Origin of the sequence: Rhizobium sp. 768_B6_N1_8 (genome assembly GCF_051811225.1) — a bacterium.
Classification (GTDB): domain Bacteria; phylum Pseudomonadota; class Alphaproteobacteria; order Rhizobiales; family Rhizobiaceae; genus Rhizobium.
In genome coordinates this window covers 3332026-3351149 of record NZ_JBPWPV010000001.1, presented here as the reverse complement: position 1 = coordinate 3351149, position 19124 = coordinate 3332026, and the positions used below count along the sequence as shown (strand labels likewise).

The 19124-nt window shown below is 59.2% G+C and carries 28 protein-coding genes; 26 read left to right on the top strand and 2 right to left on the bottom strand.

Annotation, left to right across the window (positions count from 1 at the left end):
* Positions 1-11: 11 nt before the first annotated feature.
* The 24 genes from AB8B33_RS17370 to AB8B33_RS17255 all read left to right on the top strand — a co-directional run bounded on the left by AB8B33_RS17370 (position 12) and on the right by AB8B33_RS17255 (position 15964).
* Positions 12-356, top strand: a complete 345-nt coding sequence (locus AB8B33_RS17370; protein WP_439016313.1) for a hypothetical protein — start codon at positions 12-14, stop codon at positions 354-356.
* On the top strand, positions 353-640 hold the full coding sequence (locus AB8B33_RS17365) for a hypothetical protein (RefSeq protein ID WP_439016312.1): 288 nt from the start codon (positions 353-355) through the stop codon (positions 638-640). Before AB8B33_RS17370 ends, AB8B33_RS17365 begins: the two co-directional genes overlap by 4 nt.
* Positions 640-1839 carry a ribosomal protein L7/L12 gene (locus AB8B33_RS17360; RefSeq protein WP_439016311.1) on the top strand — a complete coding sequence of 400 codons (1200 nt, stop codon included), beginning with the start codon at positions 640-642 and terminating at the stop codon, positions 1837-1839. Before AB8B33_RS17365 ends, AB8B33_RS17360 begins: the two co-directional genes overlap by 1 nt.
* A gap of 66 nt (positions 1840-1905) precedes the next feature.
* On the top strand, positions 1906-2046 hold the full coding sequence (locus tag AB8B33_RS17355) for a hypothetical protein (protein WP_439016310.1): 141 nt from the start codon (positions 1906-1908) through the stop codon (positions 2044-2046).
* Positions 2043-2315, top strand: coding sequence for a hypothetical protein (locus AB8B33_RS17350; protein WP_439016309.1), 273 nt, complete (start codon positions 2043-2045; stop codon positions 2313-2315). Before AB8B33_RS17355 ends, AB8B33_RS17350 begins: the two co-directional genes overlap by 4 nt.
* A 97-nt stretch (positions 2316-2412) precedes the next feature.
* Positions 2413-2649: a hypothetical protein gene (locus AB8B33_RS17345; RefSeq protein WP_439016308.1), complete on the top strand. Its 237-nt coding sequence runs from the start codon at positions 2413-2415 to the stop codon at positions 2647-2649.
* A 14-nt stretch (positions 2650-2663) separates the two neighbouring features.
* Positions 2664-3500, top strand: a complete 837-nt coding sequence (locus AB8B33_RS17340) for an ATP-binding protein (RefSeq protein ID WP_439016307.1) — start codon at positions 2664-2666, stop codon at positions 3498-3500.
* Positions 3500-3649 (top strand): hypothetical protein, encoded by a 150-nt coding sequence (locus tag AB8B33_RS17335; protein ID WP_439016306.1) that lies wholly within the window; start codon positions 3500-3502, stop codon positions 3647-3649. Before AB8B33_RS17340 ends, AB8B33_RS17335 begins: the two co-directional genes overlap by 1 nt.
* Before the next feature lie 31 nt (positions 3650-3680).
* Positions 3681-4265 carry a DUF669 domain-containing protein gene (locus AB8B33_RS17330; RefSeq protein ID WP_439016305.1) on the top strand — a complete coding sequence of 195 codons (585 nt, stop codon included), beginning with the start codon at positions 3681-3683 and terminating at the stop codon, positions 4263-4265.
* Positions 4266-4376: 111 nt separating this feature from the next.
* Positions 4377-5210, top strand: coding sequence for a hypothetical protein (locus AB8B33_RS17325; protein ID WP_439016304.1), 834 nt, complete (start codon positions 4377-4379; stop codon positions 5208-5210).
* Positions 5211-5295: 85 nt separating this feature from the next.
* Positions 5296-6354, top strand: a complete 1059-nt coding sequence (dnaN, locus tag AB8B33_RS17320; RefSeq protein ID WP_439016303.1) for a DNA polymerase III subunit beta — start codon at positions 5296-5298, stop codon at positions 6352-6354.
* A gap of 4 nt (positions 6355-6358) precedes the next feature.
* Positions 6359-6580 (top strand): hypothetical protein, encoded by a 222-nt coding sequence (locus AB8B33_RS17315; protein ID WP_439016302.1) that lies wholly within the window; start codon positions 6359-6361, stop codon positions 6578-6580.
* Positions 6580-6972 (top strand): hypothetical protein, encoded by a 393-nt coding sequence (locus AB8B33_RS17310; protein ID WP_439016301.1) that lies wholly within the window; start codon positions 6580-6582, stop codon positions 6970-6972. The genes AB8B33_RS17315 and AB8B33_RS17310 overlap by 1 nt, the downstream gene beginning before the upstream one ends.
* Before the next feature lies 1 nt (position 6973).
* Entirely contained in the window at positions 6974-7915 is a 942-nt protein-coding gene (locus tag AB8B33_RS17305) for an oxidoreductase (RefSeq protein ID WP_439016300.1), read from the top strand.
* A complete protein-coding gene (locus AB8B33_RS17300; protein ID WP_439016299.1) occupies positions 7912-8397 on the top strand; it encodes a sigma-70 family RNA polymerase sigma factor in 486 nt (161 codons plus the stop codon). The genes AB8B33_RS17305 and AB8B33_RS17300 overlap by 4 nt, the downstream gene beginning before the upstream one ends.
* Positions 8394-8912: a sigma-70 family RNA polymerase sigma factor gene (locus tag AB8B33_RS17295; RefSeq protein ID WP_439016298.1), complete on the top strand. Its 519-nt coding sequence runs from the start codon at positions 8394-8396 to the stop codon at positions 8910-8912. Before AB8B33_RS17300 ends, AB8B33_RS17295 begins: the two co-directional genes overlap by 4 nt.
* Positions 8913-9120: 208 nt before the next feature.
* A complete protein-coding gene (locus AB8B33_RS17290; RefSeq protein WP_439016297.1) occupies positions 9121-10890 on the top strand; it encodes a DEAD/DEAH box helicase in 1770 nt (589 codons plus the stop codon).
* 65 nt (positions 10891-10955) lie between these two features.
* Positions 10956-11576, top strand: coding sequence for a hypothetical protein (locus AB8B33_RS17285; protein ID WP_439016296.1), 621 nt, complete (start codon positions 10956-10958; stop codon positions 11574-11576).
* The gene (locus AB8B33_RS17280) at positions 11573-12310 is read left to right on the top strand and encodes a hypothetical protein (RefSeq protein ID WP_439016294.1); all 738 of its coding nucleotides are present in this window, start codon (positions 11573-11575) and stop codon (positions 12308-12310) included. Before AB8B33_RS17285 ends, AB8B33_RS17280 begins: the two co-directional genes overlap by 4 nt.
* The gene (locus AB8B33_RS17275; RefSeq protein WP_439016293.1) at positions 12310-12495 is read left to right on the top strand and encodes a hypothetical protein; all 186 of its coding nucleotides are present in this window, start codon (positions 12310-12312) and stop codon (positions 12493-12495) included. Before AB8B33_RS17280 ends, AB8B33_RS17275 begins: the two co-directional genes overlap by 1 nt.
* A complete protein-coding gene (locus AB8B33_RS17270; protein WP_439016292.1) occupies positions 12495-12878 on the top strand; it encodes a hypothetical protein in 384 nt (127 codons plus the stop codon). Before AB8B33_RS17275 ends, AB8B33_RS17270 begins: the two co-directional genes overlap by 1 nt.
* A gap of 91 nt (positions 12879-12969) precedes the next feature.
* Positions 12970-14382, top strand: a complete 1413-nt coding sequence (locus AB8B33_RS17265; RefSeq protein ID WP_439016291.1) for a DNA-methyltransferase — start codon at positions 12970-12972, stop codon at positions 14380-14382.
* Between the two features lie 155 nt (positions 14383-14537).
* Positions 14538-14756 (top strand): DUF6511 domain-containing protein, encoded by a 219-nt coding sequence (locus AB8B33_RS17260; RefSeq protein ID WP_439016290.1) that lies wholly within the window; start codon positions 14538-14540, stop codon positions 14754-14756.
* On the top strand, positions 14753-15964 hold the full coding sequence (locus tag AB8B33_RS17255) for a DNA cytosine methyltransferase (protein ID WP_439016289.1): 1212 nt from the start codon (positions 14753-14755) through the stop codon (positions 15962-15964). Before AB8B33_RS17260 ends, AB8B33_RS17255 begins: the two co-directional genes overlap by 4 nt.
* Positions 15965-15967: 3 nt before the next feature.
* Here AB8B33_RS17255 and AB8B33_RS17250 read toward each other — a convergent pair whose 3' ends face one another.
* Positions 15968-16165, bottom strand: coding sequence for a hypothetical protein (locus AB8B33_RS17250; RefSeq protein ID WP_439016288.1), 198 nt, complete (start codon positions 16163-16165; stop codon positions 15968-15970).
* 1 nt (position 16166) lies between these two features.
* The gene (locus tag AB8B33_RS17245) at positions 16167-16391 is read right to left on the bottom strand and encodes a hypothetical protein (protein ID WP_439016287.1); all 225 of its coding nucleotides are present in this window, start codon (positions 16389-16391) and stop codon (positions 16167-16169) included.
* A gap of 89 nt (positions 16392-16480) precedes the next feature.
* Between AB8B33_RS17245 and AB8B33_RS17240 the strand changes: the two genes are divergently transcribed.
* Entirely contained in the window at positions 16481-16729 is a 249-nt protein-coding gene (locus AB8B33_RS17240) for a hypothetical protein (protein ID WP_439016286.1), read from the top strand.
* A complete protein-coding gene (locus tag AB8B33_RS17235; protein ID WP_439016285.1) occupies positions 16726-19089 on the top strand; it encodes a bifunctional DNA primase/polymerase in 2364 nt (787 codons plus the stop codon). The genes AB8B33_RS17240 and AB8B33_RS17235 overlap by 4 nt, the downstream gene beginning before the upstream one ends.
* The last annotated feature ends 35 nt before the right edge of the window (positions 19090-19124 follow it).

Sequence of the window (19124 nt, the reverse complement as noted above, 5' to 3'; positions counted from 1 at the left end):
GAGGAGATACGATGACGATCGAAAGCAAGATTTCGATGTCCGAAATGCTGGCCATGAGACAGGCCGGAGCGGAATTCGAAGACATAGCAGCAAAAGCCGGCCTGAAGTGGATCACGGTCTACCAGCGTATGCGGCGCGCATTCGGCACCGACGCCATCCGCGCCAGACGCCAGGCTGCAAATGACAACAACCCCAACCGCGCTACCATGATGATGCCTCGCAACGGCGGATGCTCGACGACGTCTGGAGAAATGCCGGTGTCCGTAAAGCGCATCCCCACGCTCGACAAGGCAGAAGTTGAGCCTTCCGACCGCGAGCTTCTGCTTGCTGGCCTTGAGATGCAGGTGGCGGCATGAGTTGCCCTGATTGTGATTGCATTGGCATCGGCGACGTCGTCGAGCACAAGATGAACACCAGCGTTTTTGGAATCGTCATCGGCTTCATGGGAAGCATCGTCCTCATCCGTGTGTCGCCTTCCTTGGAGGTTCTGCAGTTCCACGAATGGGAGCTCGAGATCGTCGAGGATGACGAGTTGCCGCCGCCGACCGCCAAGAAGGCGCCGGTCGACGATGACAAGGTCATCGATTTCACCAAGGAGCGCGAGCTCCGCAAAACCACCAAGACGAGAGGAGCTGCGTGATGGGTAAGTTTAAGGTTGGCGATCGCGTTCGCGTTATCGACGCTGCTGGCGGCGGGAAGCTGGGCGACATCTGCACCGTGACTGATTTGGGAGACGATGGCTATATCGTCCTCGACGGACTTACTGGCGGCGCTTACGGCCTATACGACCATCGCATCGAACTCGTCGAGCAGCCATGGCAGCCGAAGGTCGGCGACCGGGTGGTGTCGAATGACGAAGACAATCGTGGCGAAATCGGTACCGTCGTGAACGGACCTGGGGGTTATGACGGCCTCACCATGGTCAAGTTCGATACCTGGCGCCGAGGCCATGATGGCGTCAACCTGCTTGGAAATTGCGGAAAGGATCATTGGCTCGTAAGGAGCAATGATCCGCAGCCAGCAACAGCCACCCTCACCATCACCGCCGGCAAATTCTATACGACGCGCGACGGCCGCAAGGTCGGGCCTATTTCTCGTAACGTAGGGAGGGAAGGTCACTGGTACTGGGAAGCCGATGAATTTCTGTTGGAAGGCTTCGGATCGTACTGGTGCAAGAATGGTTCTTTCTATGAAAGTGGGAAGTCAAATAACGACCTCATCGCCGAGTGGGTCGACGAGCCTGCCGCGTCGGCAAGCAACGACAATGGCCCGTTTGCATCGCTGATCGGCAAGATGGTGACGGTTCAGGTCGCCAAGCCAAAGTTCAAGGTCGGTGATCGCGTTCGGCTGATCAGTAATGTTGCTTCGTACCAAACTCTCGGATTGGAAGGTATCGTCACTCATGTCGGCACTTCATCCGTAGAGGTCGACTATGCGCCCCACCGGGCTGGGCAGTGCACGGAATTCTTCAATGACGTCGAACTCGTCACCGACGCACCGGTCACTCCAACCGCCATCGTCGCCCTCATTGAGGACGGCCAGCCCAAGACCGCCAGCCGTCCTTACGTTCACGCCACCGAAGCATCCGCCCGCGCAGAAGCCAACCGCCTCGCATCCATCCACAAAGGCCAGCAGTTCGGCGTCTACGTCCTGACGACCACCAGCCAGGAAGTTGCGCCGACCTACGCCCACGAATGGCAGCGGCTTGCCGCAAAAGGCGAGAAGATCGCGGCAATCAAGGAACTGCGCGGCATCACTGGCCTCGGCCTGAAATCCACGAAGGACGCAGTCGAGCACTGGCTCGCGAACGACGAGCCTCGCTCGCGCATAGCCGCCTAAGCAGACACCACCAACCACCACAACAACGCCGTGCGGCCACCACCGCACGGCTGAGAGGAGACTATTGTGAGAACATTCCATCTAATTTGCGTCGTTGCAGCACTGGCTGGCTCGATTTATTCGACCTTCACCGGTAACGACGCCGGCGCGGCTGCACTTATCGGCCTTGCCGTCCTGTCAAAACTATACGCGCAGGAATCTGCATGAGCTGGCGCGACCCACCACTTACCGGCACGCCGCTCGACTACGTGCCGATCGACGCACCCATAGAGCCGACAACACCAACCGTCTTCCGCGCCCTGATCATCAGGCGCGCTCTCATTGCCGCGGCGGCATTCGGCGGTGCGGTTGCCGCCCTTCTTTTCTTTCCTGTCGCTACCATCGCGATCGTCGCGATGCTCGGGGCGGTGCGCTGCGGAGACTGGGCGGCAAGTCGCCTCAACGCCTACGAGGACAGCAATGACCAAAAACCCTGACGCGGCCGGTATGTGGCCGCTCAATCCGTTCAGCTGGTGGCCGGTCATTCTGGTCTGCTTGGCTATCGTTGCATTTTTCTTTCTCTAGGAGGTGTGAATGGCGCAACTAGGCGCAACATACGAAGACCGCATCACCGGTTTTCGCGGCGTGGCCACCGGCTACGTCCAATACATCACCGGATGTAATCAGGTGCTTTTGGCGCCGCGATCGACTGGCGAGATGAAGTCTGAGTGGATAGACGAGCAGCGTCTTGAGCTCGACAGCTTCTATCCAGTCATCACTATCAACAATGGCGCAAACCCCGGAAGCGACCGGGCAGCACCGAAGCGCTGATCGGAGGCAATGGAATGTCGGTTTTCGACAAACTGAAATCAAGCAAACGAAAGACGCCGCCAGTTCTCGCAATCTATGGAATCGGAGGCATCGGCAAGACAACACTTGCCGGTGAGTTTCCAGACCCGATCTACCTGCATACGGTAGGCGAGGAGACACCCGTTGATCTCGACGTCCCGTCGATCGAGATCGAGAACTACAACGAAATGATGGATGCATTCGAGCATCTGCTCACGCAGGAGCACGAATTCAAAACAATCATTATCGATAGCTTGGACGCCTTCGAGAAGATGGTCTGGGACTACACATGCGCTCGCATGGGCGGCGTTGTCGCCGGATGGAGCACCATCGATAGCAACGACAAGGGCTCGCCGACATCATTTGGCAAAGGCTACCTCGAGGCGGATAACGACTGGCTTGAATACATGTCAGCCGTCCGCGCCCTGTCTCGCTCCGGTATTCATGTGGTGCAGATCCTGCATAGCAAGGTCAAGGCCTTCAACGACCCGCTTGTAGACTCTTACGATCGGTACAGGCCAAAGCTGCAGGACCGCGCGACCGACATCATCATGGAGAAGAGTGATGCTCTTCTCTTCATGAGCAAGCGCACATCGGTCAAGCAGGTCGACAAGGGCTTCGGCAAGAAGGTCAACAAGGCGGAAGGAATGTCAGGCGCAGAGCGCGTCATCTACACTGACGAGCGGACGGGCTTCTTGGCAAAGAACCGCCTCAACATGCCTCCGACAATTCCATTCAAGAAGGGTAGTGGCTTCGCGACGATCTCGAAATACTTCTACACGGCCCATCCTGTCGCAGCCAACGAAAGCATCGACGAGGACGAGGCCGCCTGATGTTCCGGCAAGAGCAATGGTTCGCGTGGTTCCCGGTGATGGTCCGGACGCGCGGCGGCCAGCGCTTGGCCTGGCTTGAAAACGTGATGCGCGAATGCGCGCACACCGACTACGGCAGCGGCGCTTGGCGCTACTACGCCATCAACTAACCACCACACCACCACAGAAGGAGACTACTGAATGGCCAGACTTGGTACAGCATTCAATGCGCAGGATCACGACACAACGCAGCGCGACTATGCCGGCGAAGTTCCGAACGGCATCTATCTTCTCGAGATCGAGACTTCCGAGGTGAAGCCGACGAAGAAGGGCAACGGCACCATCCTCGCGACAACCGTCAAGGTCATCGAACCGGAAGAGCTCAAGGGCCGCACGATCTTCAATAACAACTATAATCTCGAAAACGACAACCCGAAGGCCCAGGAAATCGGCCAGAAGCAGTTCGCCTCGCTTTGCCGCGCCATCGGCGTCGACAGCGTCGAAGACAGCGAAGAGCTGCATTTCCGCGCCTTTACCGCCAAGGTCGGCCGAGGCAAGGCATCCGTCGGCGAAGACAGCAAGTCGTATCCTGGCCGTGCCGAGATCAAGCGCTACTACTTCCCTGACGAGGGCAACGTGCCGTCGCCTGAGATCGACGCGGTGCAGCCTGCCGAGGAAGCGCCGCCAGCCGCCGCCAACGACAACCGTCCGGCACAGCTCAGCGCGCCGGCGCAACAGCAGCAGGAAGCCAAGCCTGCCGGTCGCCGGCCGTGGGGCGCGAAATAGCCCATACAATGTAGCGGAAGCTAACTACGGGTATGCTTCCGAGTGCCGCGCCTTCGTGTTGCTCAACAATGAGTTGGCGCGGCCCGTTATCCACCACAAGAGGAGATACAGGTGACAAGCTACAAAGCTGAAGCCAGAAAGATTACCGAAAAATGCTCACCAATCCCCGGCGCTTTCGCTGCCGGTGGAGCGGTGACCAGTATTTTCACCAATCGCGACATCAATGATGTCGACGTCTATTTCAAGAGCCGCGAGGCTTTTGACTACGCCGTCGCGCAGGCCTACGAGGATGGCTGGTGGTGTGTCGCCGCCACGAAGCGTGCCGTAACGTTCAGCGATCATGGCGGCACCCCAGTCCAGTTCATGCATTTCGATTTCTTCCCGACGGCGCAGGATATCTTTGCGGCGTTCGACTTCACGGTCGTCATGGGCGCTCTCGACTTCGACACCGACGAATTCGTCTTTCATGATGACTTCCTGAAGCACAACTCGCAGCGCTTCCTTCGTTTCCATCCCGGAACGCGCTTCCCGCTGGCGTCGGCAACCCGCGTCCTGAAATACCAGGATCGCGGATACACCATCGGCAAGGGTGACATTCTCAAGATCGCGCTTGCTAGCCGCAAGGTGAAAATCGACACCTGGGAAGAACTGAAAGACCAGATCGGCGGGGCATATGGCGAGAAAGTCGTACTGGTCGGTGAGCATCAGGCGTTCTCGCTTGATGCTGCAATCGAAGCTCTCTCCGTAGGCGAAGACGGGAAAGAGCAGTTCATCGCCAACGACAATGAAGAGCAACCTGGCAGCGCGATCGGACTGCAGAAGAAGATCGCCGAGCTGAAGGGCGAAACTTTCGATGAAAGCCGCTTCGACGATGGAGGGGACGGCTACGGCTACCCCGTCGGCTACGAGCCGCAGCCGCGCAATTCGTTCCCTTGGGCAGCATAAGAATACATCGCTGGTGTTAGCGCACCAGTAGGCCCGTAGACGTTGGCGCGTCTACGGGCGCACCACACCACAAGAGGAGACCACCATGAAACTCACCATTGCTCGCGGCGAGCTCGCGCGCGTGCTGACGAATGTCGGCCGCGTTGTCGAAAGCCGCAACACCATTCCGATCCTTGGCAATGTGAAGCTGTCCGCCGTCCCAGGACAGTTGCGCATCACAGGCACCGACCTCGATATCATCGCGACCGACGTTGCGCCGGCCGACGTCACCGCGCCTGGCAGCATCTGCGTTGACGCGAAGCTGCTGGCTGATATCGCCAAGAAGGCTGGCGGCGACGTTTCCATCAGCCTTGAGGCTGATAGGCTCATCGTAAAATCAGGCCGCAGCGTGTTTAAGCTGGGCATCCTTGATGCGAAGGACTTCCCCAGTTTCGGCGATGAAGCATATGCGGCGTCGTTCGATATCGATCTGGCCGCACTGTTCGCACCGGTGGCGTTCGCGATCGGCAACGATGCCAACCGCCCGTTCCTTCATGGCGTCTTCTTCCACGTTCTGGACGGCGAGGCAGTCGCGGTAGCTACCAACGGCCACCGCCTGGCTAGACACAAGGGCGGGGAGCTTCCGGAGTTCGAAGGCGTCATCGTGCCGCAGAAGACCGTCGGCATGTTGCCCAAAGGTTCGGCCAGCGTGTCGGTCAACGCGAACCTCATCCGCATCGTGTCGGGCGATTTCACACTCACCAGCAAGCTCATCGATGGCATTTTCCCAGACTATCAGCGCGTCATCCCGACCGAGAACGATCTCGTTGCCAGCGCCGAGAAGGACGAACTGCTCAAGGCATCGGATCGCGTCGCCACGGTCAGCAGCGAGCGCGGCAACGCCGTCAAGCTGTCAATCGCACCAGGCGCCATTGCGCTCACCGTCAATTCTATCGAGCGCGGCGAAGCGGCCGACGAAGTGCAGGCAGAATACAGCGGAAAGCCCGTCGATATCGGGTTCAACTCGATCTATTTCCGCGACGCGCTGCAAGTCTTCCCGGCCGGTCTGGTGAACCTTGCGGTGCGGGATGGTGGATCACCAGCGCTCATCACGTCACCGATCTATCCGGCGCTCGACGTCACTCTCATGCCGATGAGGGTGTAGGGAGATGGATGAGCAAATAAAGGAGCTGATCGAAGAGGCAATTGCGGCGCTGAATGCAGGCGACACCGAATCCGCATTGCTTGTTCTTGAGCGGACAATGCGGCCGAAATACAAATCGGTTGAGCACGCCACAGGCGCCTACGCGATGTTTAAGGCTGATGGTCCGATCGACCAGATGCACGACTTCTTCGCGGAGGCGCTTGGCCACCAGATTGCGGCGGCATAATGGCCCCCATTCCAGCGATCTATAAGGCACCGCCAGCCATCCCACAGAAGCCGTCAAAGGCGAACAACCTTGCCGTTACGCCAGCGTACTTGGCGAACCGCACGGCGCGCGCCGTGGCGCTTGGTTACGGCAAGCCTCGCTGGATTGAATTCTGTGAAGTCGCGCTCCGGCGCGGCCTCACTGTCAACCTTTACGAAGCCCGCCGCACTGTCTCGAAATACGTCACGCTCCGCCATGGAGGAAAGTCCTTCAAGGTCCGGTTCTCTGATCACAAGCCAATCCCGCGCCGCGAGGCACAGAATGATTGTGACTTCTTCGTCGGCGTCACCAATCAGACAGTGACTACCACCGGCGACGCCGTGCGCGCTGCGCTCGCGCATTTTGGAGTTTGATATGGCCCCCATCCCCAAGCCAACGCCATCGACACTCCGCGCCATCCAAACCGCTCTCGTCGCCGACTACGACGACTGGGAATCGGTCGGCGTGCCTGCCGGCGATATCGGCGTGGAGTGTGACCGGGCAATCTGGCTTTCCTTCCGGCGCGCGTCTGTGCCGGAAGAGATCACCTGGCAGAAGCGCCGGATATTCGAACGCGGCAACATCGAGGAGGAGCGACTGCTTGATCTCCTGCGGCTGGTTGGCTGCGAAGTCTGGGGCCAGCAGGACAAGGTGCGAGCCGTCGGCGGGCACCTGCGCGGGAAGATCGATGGCCGAGTCCTGGGGCTGATCGAGGCCGCCAAGACCGAGCACATCGTCGAATGCAAGTCGGCCAAGCAGGAGGTATTCCGCAAGGTTGTCAAGGAAGGCGTAAAAACCGGCAAGCCGGAGCACTACGCCACGATGCAGTTCTATATGCATGGCCTCGGCGTCGATCGCGTCGTCTACATGATGACCAACAAGAACGACGAAGACGTGCATATGGAGCGCGTCCACTCCGACGCCGAATTCGCCATGCGGCAGGTGGCGCGCATCGAGCGCATCATCGCGTCAGACGAGCCGCCGAGCCGTATCTGTACCAAGCGTGACGACTTCCGCGGCATGTTCTGCCGACAGGCAGCGGTGTGCTGGGGCGAGGTGAGGGCCCGCGTTCATTGCCGGACCTGCATTCACGCCTCGCCACTCTTGGACGGCAATGCCGGCTGGGATTGCGCCCGCTGGTCAAAGCCTCTTTCGCTAGACGAGCAAGACGCAGGTTGCCCAGCCCATCTCTTTTTGCCGTCATTGATGGTCGGGTGGGAGCAAGTGGATTGCGACGAAGAGGCGGAAACAATCACCTATAGGTCACCGGCAGGTGACATTTACGTCGATGGTGCCACCACAGAGGAGACAACATGATCAGCCGTCCCACCGGCTTCGACGCCGCCTTGGCTGCTTACCTGCCGCAACTCAAGCGGCAAGCCCGATACATGGCCGGCGCACGCCATGAAGACCTTCTGCAGGACACGCTCGTCATGATGCTAAGCCTGGCCGACAAGTGCCGCGTCGAGACGTTCCGCACATGGGCGCAGTTCATGCTGAGGCGAGCGGCCGGCAATCATAAGCGCGCCATGAGGGCGGAGAAGCGCACCGGACATGCCGTCGATCTAAAGGCTGCTTACCACGTCGGCACAGCGCCCAATCAGGAATATGCAACGGATCTCGCCATCGTCACTGACGCACTGGCAGGCATCAAGAATGGCGACATCGTTCTGCGTCGTGCCGACGACGAGTTGCTGCGCGAGATCGGCGCGGAGCGCGGCGTCAGCCGTGAGGCGGTGCGCCAGCTGGAAGAAAAAGCACGAGCACGGCTCAAGGATATTTTGAAGGAGGCTGCATGACGAACCAATATACCGCCGCGAACGACAATCCAGAAGGCCGGCCTGCCGCATTCGATAAGCGGCTGATGGAATACATGCCGGGGCTCACCGTGCTTGCCAGAAAGCTATCGCGTCACCCGAAGGAGCGCGAGGATCTGGTCACCGACACCATCATCTATTGCCTGGGGCACTGGACCAGCTACCGCGAAGACGGCGGTTTCTGGAACTGGCTCTACTGGTCGATGCGCGGTGTGCTGAGCTCGCGACGTGACGCTTATGGGCGACAACTGAAGATTGTCGATGACGCCGACGGCAAGCTGCTGGCCGGTCGCCACGTCGATGCTACGCAGCTAGTTCACATGGAACTGGTGCAGACGCTGGAAAGCATGACTGCGCGCGGCGGCAACATCGTGATCCGTCGAGCAATGGGGGACGGACTTGGCGAGATCGGCGCGGATATGGGCATATCCAAAGAGCGCGTGCGGCAGATCGAGGAGAAGGAATTGAATCGGCTGCAGTCGGCGAGGGCGGCTTGATGCGCCACCATATGGAAGAGGCGCTTCGCCTGATCGCCAAAGATGGTTGTGAACGTGTCACGAGTGGGTGGTGTGGTGACGGCGTCGAAGATTGGAGCCCATATGCGCGATATGGGGACGACTTGTGGTGCCATGCTTGCATTGCAAAGGCTGGGCTAGATGCCTCGCTCCCGCCGCGGCCGCTTTGCATTGATGCAGAAGAGGTGCGATGATGCTCCAACTTCGCCACTACCAGCGCGCCGCCCTAGACGCCTTGTATGCCTATTGGGCCAACGGCGGCGGTAACGGCCTTATCGTGCTGCCGACCGGCGCGGGCAAAGCCCTAGTCATCGCCAAGCTGATCGAGGAGTTGCTGGCCGACTATCCGGACATGCGCATCCTCAATGTGACGCATTCCGCCCCGCTCGTCGGACAGAACTACCAGGAGTTTCTTGGTCTGCTGCCATTCGCTCCGGCGGGCATTTACTCTGCCGGCCTCAAGCGCAAGGACGCGAGGGCACAGGTGCTGTTCTGCGGCATCCAATCGGTATGGAGCAAGGTCGAGCAGATCGGCGAAATTGATCTCGTCATTGTCGACGAGGCGCACGCCATCTCCCGCAATTCGAATACGCAATACGGCAAGTTCTTCAAGGCTGTGCGCCAGCACAACCCGGAAAGCAGGACGTGCGGCACGACGGCGACGGACTACCGCATGGATTCGGGCAGGCTGACCGATGATCTGGACGATGACGAGCCGTTGGCGGCCAACGACAACGTTGCTGCCGTGTCCGCGCCTGCAGACGCAGTCGCCGTAACGCCCACCAAATTCAAACTATTCGATGACGTGGTCTATGAAATAGGCATCGGCGAACTGATCGAGGAAGGATATCTAACGCGGCTGACGAGCCAGAAAACCACCAGCAAGATTGACCTGAAGGGCGTCGGCACGCGCGGGGGCGAATACATACCGGGCCAGGTGTCCGAAGCGGCCGAGCGCATTATCGAGGAAGCCGTAGCCGAAGACATGATCTTGTCAGAAGGCAGACGTGCCGGTCTGTTCTTCAGCACCAGCAAGGAGAACGCGGCCCACGTCGCCGAGGCGGTGCGCAGGCATGGCCGGACATGCGCCGTGCTCACGAGCGACAACTCACATGAGACCGACAAGATATTCAAGGCTTTCCGCGCGGGTGAGATCTGGGCCATCTCGTCTGTCAGCATGATAACGACCGGCACCAATTTCCCGTTCGTGGATTTCATCTCGCTGATCCTGTCCACAAAGTCGCCGGGCAAGTTGGTGCAGATCCTCGGACGCGGCACGCGCAACTCGCCGGGCAAGACCGATTGCCTCATCGCCGACCACGGCAAGAACCTAGCCTATCATGGACCGATCGACCAGATCCGGCCGCGTGAGCCTGGCAAGGGCTTGGGCGAGCAGCCGAAAAAGCTATGCCCGCAGGACCAGATGGACGTGAATGGCAACTGCGGTTGCGGCGAGCTCATTCCGATCTCGATCATGACGTGCCAGTGCTGCGGCTACGTCTTCCCGCCAAACGAGGAGGAAAAGATCACAGCGCAGGCCGACACGACGCCGGTGCTGTCGACGGAAAAGCCGTGGAGCGAGGTGTCGTCGAGGACGTTCCGTCATCATCCGGGCAAAGACGGCAAGCCGGACTCGGTGAAATGCACTTACATGGTCGGGATGAAGGCAGTGAACGAATGGATTTGCTGCTCCCATAAAGGATATCCAAAAAGCAAGGCCGATAGGTGGTGGATGATGCATCAAGGCCAGCGCCCGTTCCCGTCAACGGTGCTGGAATGGCTTGAGCGCCAGCATGAGCTGATGGACACGACCGAAGTTCAGCTCGATTACGCTCGCAATGCGAAATATCCCGATGTCGTAGCGCATCGTGTCGGCCCACGAGCCGCAAACGACAATGACATGCCGGCCGCGAATGACAATCACCTAGCAGACTTTGAGCGGGACGAAATTCCGTTTTAGCGTTGACAAATTTGTAAAACGCCACCAGCGTACAGATACCACCACACCACCAGAGGAGACTGATGATGAGCGAGAGAAGAGCCGATGAATTCGGCATGTCCGGCTATCTGAACAAGGCCGATATGGAGGCAGACACCGCCGCAACTACCGAAGCGGCGGGCGACTACAAATCATGGTACGACGAAGCAATTCTTGCTGCAAATGAGGCTGGCTACGGTCCATGCTCTGCGGCCGATGCAATCCGTGGCCTTGCCGAAGAAGTCACACACTACAAGCAGCTCGCCGAAGAAGGCACGGCACCGCTCATCAAAAGCATGAAGCTTGAAGACGGCCATTTCGACCTGTCGGTCACCGGCCCGATCGTCGAGGCTATGGCCTGCGCGTTCGTCGGCCAATTCAAAGAGGGCGGCTCGGTCAACTACATGGAGATGAGCCTCTTCGATCGCGACGAGCCTTTCCAGCGCTACACTGTCACGGTGCAGAAGGTTGGCGCTAAGTCGCCGGCCGATCTGGTGAATGAGGCGCGCCAGGTAGTCGCTAATCTGAAGGCCGAAGCGCAGTTCCTGCTTGATCGTCTCGACGACATTTGTCTCGACGACGACACGGACGAACTTATCCGTGACTGGAATGGCCACGTTGAGCCGTCTATTGCGCGTCTGCGCCAGCTTGTGCAGGTGTCCGCATGAGCTTCGACCCCGCAGCCATCGCCACCATAGGCCACAATCAACCCGAGCCGACGCCATTCGACGCCGTCAAGCAGGAGATCGAAGATCTCTTCGAAGAAGCGAAGCACTGGGCGGACGGCGACCCAATAACCAACCAAGAAATGCACGACGCCATCGAGAAACTGCGCGACGGCATCCACGAGGCGGGGAAGCGCGCCGATGCGCTGCGCGTTGAGGAGAAGAAGCCGCTAGACGATCAGGTCAAGGCTATTCAAGACCGCTACAACGTCTACATCCAACCTAAGCGCGGCAAGGTCGATATGGCAAAGTCCACCCTCGACACTTTGTTGACCCCCTGGCGCACCCGTGTCGCCCAAGAAAAAGCCCAGGAGGCCGCACGCGTGGCCGCAGTGGCAGAGGCGGCTAGGGTGGCCGCGCAGGAGGCTATACGCGCGTCCTCAGGCAACCTAGCGGCGCGCGAAACCGCCGAAGAACTGCTGGCCGATGCCAAACGTTTGGAGAAGACCGCGAAGCGGGCAGACAAGGCGGCGACGGTTGGCACGGGGCTGCGCACTGTGTGGGTGGCGACGCCCGATCTGGCGGACAACAGCGAGGAGCTGCGGCTGGAATGGGCATACAACAAAGACCCGTCGCGCTTTGCTGAGTTGGTGCAGCAGATGGCGTCAGAGGCTGTCCGTGCTGGCGTGCGCTCTATCCCCGGTTTTGTTGTGGCCGAGAATAAGGTGGCCAACTGATGGCGTGGCTAGCCTTTTACTTCTACGTCGCCGGCGCAATGACGGCATTTCACCATATCAACGAGGCGTTGGATGATGGACTCACCCTCACATCGATCTTTCTCGGCGTGGTGGCCTGGCCGCTCTTCTGGCCGGTTATGTACGCCGTCGCCTTCTTCGGCACGCCGGTTCGGAGGTCTGCGTGATGCAATCACTGACCAGCCAGATGATCGACGGCGTATTCCCGACGAAGGCAAAGGCTGTAGGCGAGCTGTCCAAACTTTGTGCGCAATCTTCGGACAAGGCCGCCATCTACGACAAGACCGGCCGCGCCATTGCGGTCGGCGACGTTCTCAAGGTCTACCATTTCACCGCCGCGCTGCGTCGCAAGAAGCACTACATGTATAAGCAGGTGGTGGCCAATGATAACTTCCGAGACGGCACGCCGGTGTTGCGCGTCAGTCACCTTGATCTATCAGGAGACGGATACACGCTGATCTGCGACGGCAGTCATCTCGCCGACTATGAGATCGTCCAGAGCATCGACTGCAAGCACGAAGACCGTCCACGCCCCACTGCCGCGCCCTAGCGCGCAGTAGGGCAACTTTCTCGTACCTGAAACACGCAATAGTTACCCGCGCGCCACCAACGCGCGGGACTGCACCACAAGAGGAGATAAGATGACCGAACCAAGAACGTTCTTGGACGGCAGAGTAACGCTTTACGGCGGCGATAACCGCGACATTCTAAAGTTTCTGCCAGACAACAGTATCGATTCAATCGTCACCGATCCGCCATATGCGCTCGTTTCCATCGTGAAGCGGTTCGGCGGCGCAAACGCTGCTCCCGCTTCCGGCAACGATGCATACCAGCGCGCTTCGGCCGGTTTTATGGGCAAGCAGTGGGATACTGGCGAAGTCGCGTTCAGCGAGGTTTTCTGGGCTGAATGCTTGCGCGTTCTGAAACCTGGCGGCCATGTCGTCGCGTTCTCCGGCACGCGTACTTATCACCGCATGACCGTTGCGATCGAGGATGCTGGCTTTGAGATCCGAGACCAGCTGGCGTGGGTTTATGGATCGGGCTTTCCGAAAAGCCATGACGTTGCAAAGGCTCTGGACAAAAGCGCCGGCTTTTGCGCGCCAAAAGCCGGCGCTATCAAAGAGGCAACAATTGGCCAAGCTGCCAAAGGCACTGAATACGTACGCGGCGAGAAGGGCGAGCCAATCACCGATGACGCGAAGGCTTGGGATGGCTGGGGCACGGCGCTGAAGCCAGCCTGGGAGCCTATCGCACTCGCTCGCAAGCCGCTAGCCGGTACGGTTGCAGACAACGTGCTCGAGCATGGCACTGGTGCGATCAATGTGGATGGGTGCAGGGTTGCCACTGATGAAGTCATTAGTAATCACGGCGAGACGGGCGGAAGCGAACCAACCAGTTTTAGCCTTGGTGCGCGCACAGCAATGCAGACGGACGGGCAGAAACTAGGCCGCTGGCCAGCCAACATCATCCATGATGGCAGCGACGAAGTCGTGGCGGCGTTTCCTACTGCGCCAGGCCAGCAGCGTGCGGTAGGCCCGCAGCACGGCGCGAAAGACAGCGTCAATGTCTTCGGCGACTACGGCCCGCGTGATGATTTCGCGCCGCGTCTTGATTCCGGCTCGGCTGCCCGCTTCTTCTACTCAGCCAAAGCCGACAAGTTGGACCGACTCGGCAGCAAGCACCCAACCGTCAAGCCGGTTGACCTGATGCAGTGGCTGGTTCGGCTGGTCACGCCGAAGGGCGGTGTTGTGCTGGATCCATTCGCCGGCAGCGGCAGCACAGGCGAGGCAGCTTGGCGTGAGGGCATGCAGTGCATCCTCGTTGAGCGGGAAGAAGAATATCAGGCAGATATCGCCGAGCGGCTGCGCCTCACCAACGCAGGGCCAGTCGCACGGAAAGCCCGCACCGTTAAGAACATTGCTTCGGCGGGTCCGCTATTTGGTGACAATGACAATACCCCCCCCCAGAGCCGGACGGCAGATCTACGGGAAGTTCGCGGATCAACAACCGGACTATCGGGCCAATCGGACTCAGGAGGTGAGGTAGCGGCATGACCAAACTCCCAACAGGCAAGCCCATCCTGCCCTTCACCCCAACAGTCGACCCTGCCGGAGACCCAACCACGTGTTTTTGCTGTGGAATGAGGGCGGTAGCACTGGGCATCAATCCAAAGCCGGGCGACCCGCAATATCTGTGCAGGAGGTGCATCGTGGCGATCGACGACTACAAGAAGATCCGGGCTTTGGATCAATATGAGCTCGCAGCCCTGGATGGCGGCGTTGATGCGGTCGGCGATTGGATCGCGGAGCGGGGGATCGGCACGGAATTGTCCGTCTATGACGAGCTCGACCAGCGGATGTTAGTCAAGGCGGCATGGGAGGGGTGTGCGCGACGGTTGAGGGAGTTGTTGAAGGAGGCGCCGTTTTGATCCGCGTCCTTGACCTATTCAGCGCGGCAGCCGGCGGCTGGTCCCTTGGTATGCACCGCGCCGGCTACCGCACCATTGCCGCCTGCGAGGTGATCGACTGGCGGCGCGCCCTCTATTCCGAGAACAACCCGGGAGTTCCTGTTTATGACGATGTCACCACCCTCACAGCAGACAGACTTATTCGGGATGGTGTTGGACTTCCCGATATCGTCGTCGGCAGCCCGCCGTGCCAGGACATCAGCAGCGCCAACACCAAAGGCAAAGGCGTCGACGGAGAACGCAGCAGCCTCTACTTCGAAGCCGTTCGCATCATCGACGAATGCAGACCTCGTTGGTTCGCTCTTGAAAATAGCGCTAATCTCCGAACTCGAGGCGCAGACCGGGTTATCGATGCACTGGCGGCAATCGGCTACACCTGCTGGCCATTCGTGGTTAGTGCTGGAGACATCGGCGCCAACCATGAGCGCAAGCGAAGCTGGCTTATCGGGTTCAATCTTTCACACGCCGACGACGCAGGCAAATTTCGCAGCGCCAAGCATGCAGAAATGGGAATCGTGCCGGCCGTGGAATGTGATGCTGGCGACGCCTCGCAAGACGGATGCGGATCGCGGTGGGCGAGGGGATGTGTTGAGCCAGTTGAGGGGCTACCCTTCGAAGCATGCGGGGATGCCAACACCGCGAGCATCGGACATGAAAGCGGGTGGCCATGGCGACACGGGCAGGATGGGAACGGTGCGCCATCAGTTGCACCAGGCGATGATGCTGACGCCAAGGGCGTCGGATGCGGCACATGGGCCGGAGATAACCAAGGCGACGAGCGAGAACACAACGGGCGTGTCGCTGGTAACGACAATGGCCATGGGAGAGAGGGACAGCAAGGCGGACAAATGGGCGGGAGCGAGGGCTCTAGCATCCATGCTGCAGAGCCATGGGCTGACTGGAACGGCGGCCTTGCCCATCACCTACGGGTGGATGATGGGTTATCCGGCTGGGTGGCTCAGTCGCGCATTGCGGTCGGCGGTCCAAAAGGGACTGTTGCAGCAAGCCTCATCGTCGAAGCGTTCGGCGACGCGGTCTGCCCGCAAATCCCCAAAGCCATCGGCCGCGCCATCATAAGGGTGGAGCGCGCCCTTGCCGCCATCACCAAAAACGAAAAACCCGCCGCTGCCAATGACAACGACGGGATGCGTGATGAAAATGCTGCTTGAAAATCAATCAAAAGTCGCGAGATATCTACGCCAGACGTCGCGGCCTTCTTCCGTGACGTTGCCAATGCGAACAGCTGCCTCGGCAAGTCTTCTGCGGGCGGCTACCGACTTTGTCTCGCGCTCCATGGTTTCGATGATTGCTGCGACTTGCGCGGCATTCATCGGGATTCTGGCGCGTGCTTCTTCGTGTGTCCGTTCCATGTCAGATCTCCACAATCTCAACGGATGCCACGACATGCCCAAGGCCGGTCGGGTCGGGCTTGCCGATCGCCGCGTTGGCGCGGGAGAGGTAAGCGTCACGCTGCGCCACGTCCTTGGCATAATAATTAAACGGCTCGCGCACGTTATCCAAAAACGTAACGCGAACATGCAACCCGTTCGCGGCTCTACGTGCGGCATTGGCGGCGAGAAAAGCTTCGATGTCCATGGCTGCCTCCTGTGGTGTTGGTGATGCTGTTCTAGCGCGCATTGCCAAGCATGTCAATCTACAAATTTGTCAAGAAATGAGGAGGTTTCATGCAAGACAATGAGCAGCCGCCGTTCCATGAAGAACTGCAGTGTTTTACAGTTGGCGTTGAGTATGACTTCAGCAAAAAAGTCGGAGTTCTTTTGATGGATGAAGGCAGCTGCTGCGACATGCAGGGCTGCCTGAACATGTTTCTGCGCATCGATCCAGAAGTTAAACACATTCAGACGATCGCTGGATCTGAACTAGATACGTCTTACACGAAATACGGAAATGATTGGAAGGCTCGGCTGGCATGACGAAATCACCCAAGGATCTGGCACTCTCCTATGTTGCGCATGGCGTGCCGGTCTTCCCGTGCAGGGCGGCCGACGAGCACACCGACCAGTTCGACCCAGACACCGGCGAAGAAATCGTCCTGAAGGCAAAGACGCCGCTCGTGTCGAACGGGTTTAAGGGCGCGTCCAAAAACGTCCGCGTCACCGGTGTTTTGTGGGATCGTAACCCGATGGCTATGGTCGGCATCCCCACCGGCGAGCAACTCGGCGCATGGGTGCTCGATGTCGATATGCACAGGGATGATAAGGGCAACGTCATCAATGGATACGAGACGTTGGCTGCCCTTGAGGTAAAACACGGTACGTTGCCCGAGACGGCCACAGCAAGAACGGCGGGTGGCGGAGAGCATCGCTATTTCAAGCACGTGCCGGGTGTGCGCAACCGCGGCAAGCTTGGTCTTGGCCTCGATATCAGGGGTTCTGGCGGATACGTCATTGCACCCGGCAGCGTAACGGCTGAGGGCAAGGAATATGTTTGGCTAGACTATGACGGCGATGGCATCCCGCCATTGGCTGATGCCCCAGAGTGGCTGCTGCAACTGGTATTGCCCCCCGTTACGGCTCGCACAGATTCAAATTATGAGTATCGGTCTGGCAGCAACGATGCCTACGTCGAGCGCGCCATTCAGCTCGAGCTCGAAGAAACGGCGTCCGTGCCTATGGGGGGCGGTCGTAACATTCGCCTTAACCAGGCATCTTACTCGCTCGGCACTCTTGTAGGCGCTGGCGCACTATCGGAATCCGAGGCGCGCGCCCTCCTGCAAGATGTCGCCCGCGGCTGGGGCAGGGATTGGACACAGTGCTGCAAGACAATCGAGAATGGCCTCAAGGCCGGCGTGATGAACCCGCGGGAAATTCCTGAGCCGTCTGTCTTTGACGAGATTGCCCCCGTCGACCACTCCCGCATGGTTGCGAAAGCGGCTGAGAAGCGGGCTTCACCAAAGGGTGACAGTGATCCCGTACGGGATAAAATTAGCGAAGAACCGCCCGCGCAGAGCGAAATGATCCCGCACGGTAACGATGAAGAAGACCTGCCAGAATACAAGCTTGAGGCCGTGGCCGATCTGGAAAGCCTCACATATCCAGGTGGTCTCGTCGAGGATCTGATCGACTGGATTGTATCAAGCGCGGAACATCCGTCTAGAGCGCTTGCCATGGCCGCTGTCCTGCCGCTTGTTTCGGCACTCTGCGGCCCGCGCTATTCCACCGGTAGCCGCGACACCAGGCCGAACATCTACACTGTGGCGTTGGCTGAGTCCGGTTTCGGCAAGGAGCACGCACGCAGTCAGATCAAGCGATTGTTGATGTCAGATCAGGGTGTGTTTGCCAATTTCAGCGGCCCGGCCCGCATCATGTCAGCTTCGGCGTTGCGCGAGGTGCTAGAAGCAAACCAATCCGTCAATTGCCAGATCGATGAGTTCGGCGGGTTCGTGCGCGATATCACCGATCGCAAGGCAGGAAGTCACCAGCGGGCGATATCGACAGACTTGCGCGACTATTATTCCGCATCGTCGACGTTCTTCGAGGGCGCGGCGTACCGTGGGAGCCCGCCTAAGCGGATCTACAATCCAAACCTCTGCGTCCATGGCACATCGACGCCTGAGCAGTTCTGGTCTGCCCTGTCGTCTGCCAGTGCGGAGGACGGCTTACTGCCTCGCCTTATCCTCTTCCATGTGACGGGAAAGAAACCGCCCACAGTCGTTCCGCAGCGCGACGTCCGATATGTGCCCCATACATTGCTTATGCGTATGTCTGACGTAGCCGGCATCGATGTAGCGAAGCAGCGGGGCAACCTGCATGGCGTGGTGCAGAAAGCACCAGGAGAAGTGAAGCCGACGGTGGTCCAGTGGACGGAGGATGCGCTTGGTATTCTGCGATCTGTTAAGGAAACGATCGATGCGAAGGAGAGCGCTGTTGCGGCGGAATCGCAGCCGTTCGTTCGGCGCATTATCGAGAACGCCATCAAGCTTGCCCTCATAGTGGCCGTGGGCACAGACCCAAAACAACCGGTAATCACCGAGGCTATCTTCGAGTGGGCGGCTGCTGTGGCGTGGACGTGCGCCGCTGCAATGCTGGCGGAAGTGAGCGAGCGTCTGTCCGACAACCAGCGTGAGGCGAACTATAAGAAGATCGCTGCGCTGATCCGCAAAGCCGGCGGGAAAGGTGTCACAGAGGGCAAGATTGCCGATCGATGCAAGGCCATTGATGGATGGCAGCGTGACGAAATTCTGAAGGATCTGCAGAAGACTGGACAGGTCGAAATCGCAGCGAATGATAACAAAACAGGGCGGCCGTCGAGGCGCCTTATGTGGGTGGGATAACGTCCATCCACGCTTGAGTTTCGTCCATGGATGAA

Bases quoted from the DNA above. Each gene is read 5' to 3' on its own strand.
- AB8B33_RS17270 (WP_439016292.1), top strand. From the start codon at position 12,495: ATGCAATCACTGACCAGCCAGATGATCGACGGCGTATTCCCGACGAAG.
- AB8B33_RS17305 (WP_439016300.1), top strand. From the start codon at position 6,974: ATGGCCCCCATCCCCAAGCCAACGCCATCGACACTCCGCGCCATCCAA.
- AB8B33_RS17290 (WP_439016297.1), top strand. From the start codon at position 9,121: ATGATGCTCCAACTTCGCCACTACCAGCGCGCCGCCCTAGACGCCTTG.
- AB8B33_RS17360 (WP_439016311.1), top strand. From the start codon at position 640: ATGGGTAAGTTTAAGGTTGGCGATCGCGTTCGCGTTATCGACGCTGCT.
- dnaN (WP_439016303.1), top strand. From the start codon at position 5,296: ATGAAACTCACCATTGCTCGCGGCGAGCTCGCGCGCGTGCTGACGAAT.
- AB8B33_RS17315 (WP_439016302.1), top strand. From the start codon at position 6,359: ATGGATGAGCAAATAAAGGAGCTGATCGAAGAGGCAATTGCGGCGCTG.
- AB8B33_RS17285 (WP_439016296.1), top strand. From the start codon at position 10,956: ATGAGCGAGAGAAGAGCCGATGAATTCGGCATGTCCGGCTATCTGAAC.
- AB8B33_RS17250 (WP_439016288.1), bottom strand. From the start codon at position 16,165: ATGGAACGGACACACGAAGAAGCACGCGCCAGAATCCCGATGAATGCC.
- AB8B33_RS17275 (WP_439016293.1), top strand. From the start codon at position 12,310: ATGGCGTGGCTAGCCTTTTACTTCTACGTCGCCGGCGCAATGACGGCA.
- AB8B33_RS17280 (WP_439016294.1), top strand. From the start codon at position 11,573: ATGAGCTTCGACCCCGCAGCCATCGCCACCATAGGCCACAATCAACCC.
- AB8B33_RS17310 (WP_439016301.1), top strand. From the start codon at position 6,580: ATGGCCCCCATTCCAGCGATCTATAAGGCACCGCCAGCCATCCCACAG.
- AB8B33_RS17300 (WP_439016299.1), top strand. From the start codon at position 7,912: ATGATCAGCCGTCCCACCGGCTTCGACGCCGCCTTGGCTGCTTACCTG.
- AB8B33_RS17370 (WP_439016313.1), top strand. From the start codon at position 12: ATGACGATCGAAAGCAAGATTTCGATGTCCGAAATGCTGGCCATGAGA.
- AB8B33_RS17335 (WP_439016306.1), top strand. From the start codon at position 3,500: ATGTTCCGGCAAGAGCAATGGTTCGCGTGGTTCCCGGTGATGGTCCGG.
- AB8B33_RS17240 (WP_439016286.1), top strand. From the start codon at position 16,481: ATGCAAGACAATGAGCAGCCGCCGTTCCATGAAGAACTGCAGTGTTTT.
- AB8B33_RS17365 (WP_439016312.1), top strand. From the start codon at position 353: ATGAGTTGCCCTGATTGTGATTGCATTGGCATCGGCGACGTCGTCGAG.
- AB8B33_RS17265 (WP_439016291.1), top strand. From the start codon at position 12,970: ATGACCGAACCAAGAACGTTCTTGGACGGCAGAGTAACGCTTTACGGC.
- AB8B33_RS17340 (WP_439016307.1), top strand. From the start codon at position 2,664: ATGTCGGTTTTCGACAAACTGAAATCAAGCAAACGAAAGACGCCGCCA.
- AB8B33_RS17350 (WP_439016309.1), top strand. From the start codon at position 2,043: ATGAGCTGGCGCGACCCACCACTTACCGGCACGCCGCTCGACTACGTG.
- AB8B33_RS17235 (WP_439016285.1), top strand. From the start codon at position 16,726: ATGACGAAATCACCCAAGGATCTGGCACTCTCCTATGTTGCGCATGGC.
- AB8B33_RS17295 (WP_439016298.1), top strand. From the start codon at position 8,394: ATGACGAACCAATATACCGCCGCGAACGACAATCCAGAAGGCCGGCCT.
- AB8B33_RS17345 (WP_439016308.1), top strand. From the start codon at position 2,413: ATGGCGCAACTAGGCGCAACATACGAAGACCGCATCACCGGTTTTCGC.
- AB8B33_RS17330 (WP_439016305.1), top strand. From the start codon at position 3,681: ATGGCCAGACTTGGTACAGCATTCAATGCGCAGGATCACGACACAACG.
- AB8B33_RS17245 (WP_439016287.1), bottom strand. From the start codon at position 16,391: ATGGACATCGAAGCTTTTCTCGCCGCCAATGCCGCACGTAGAGCCGCG.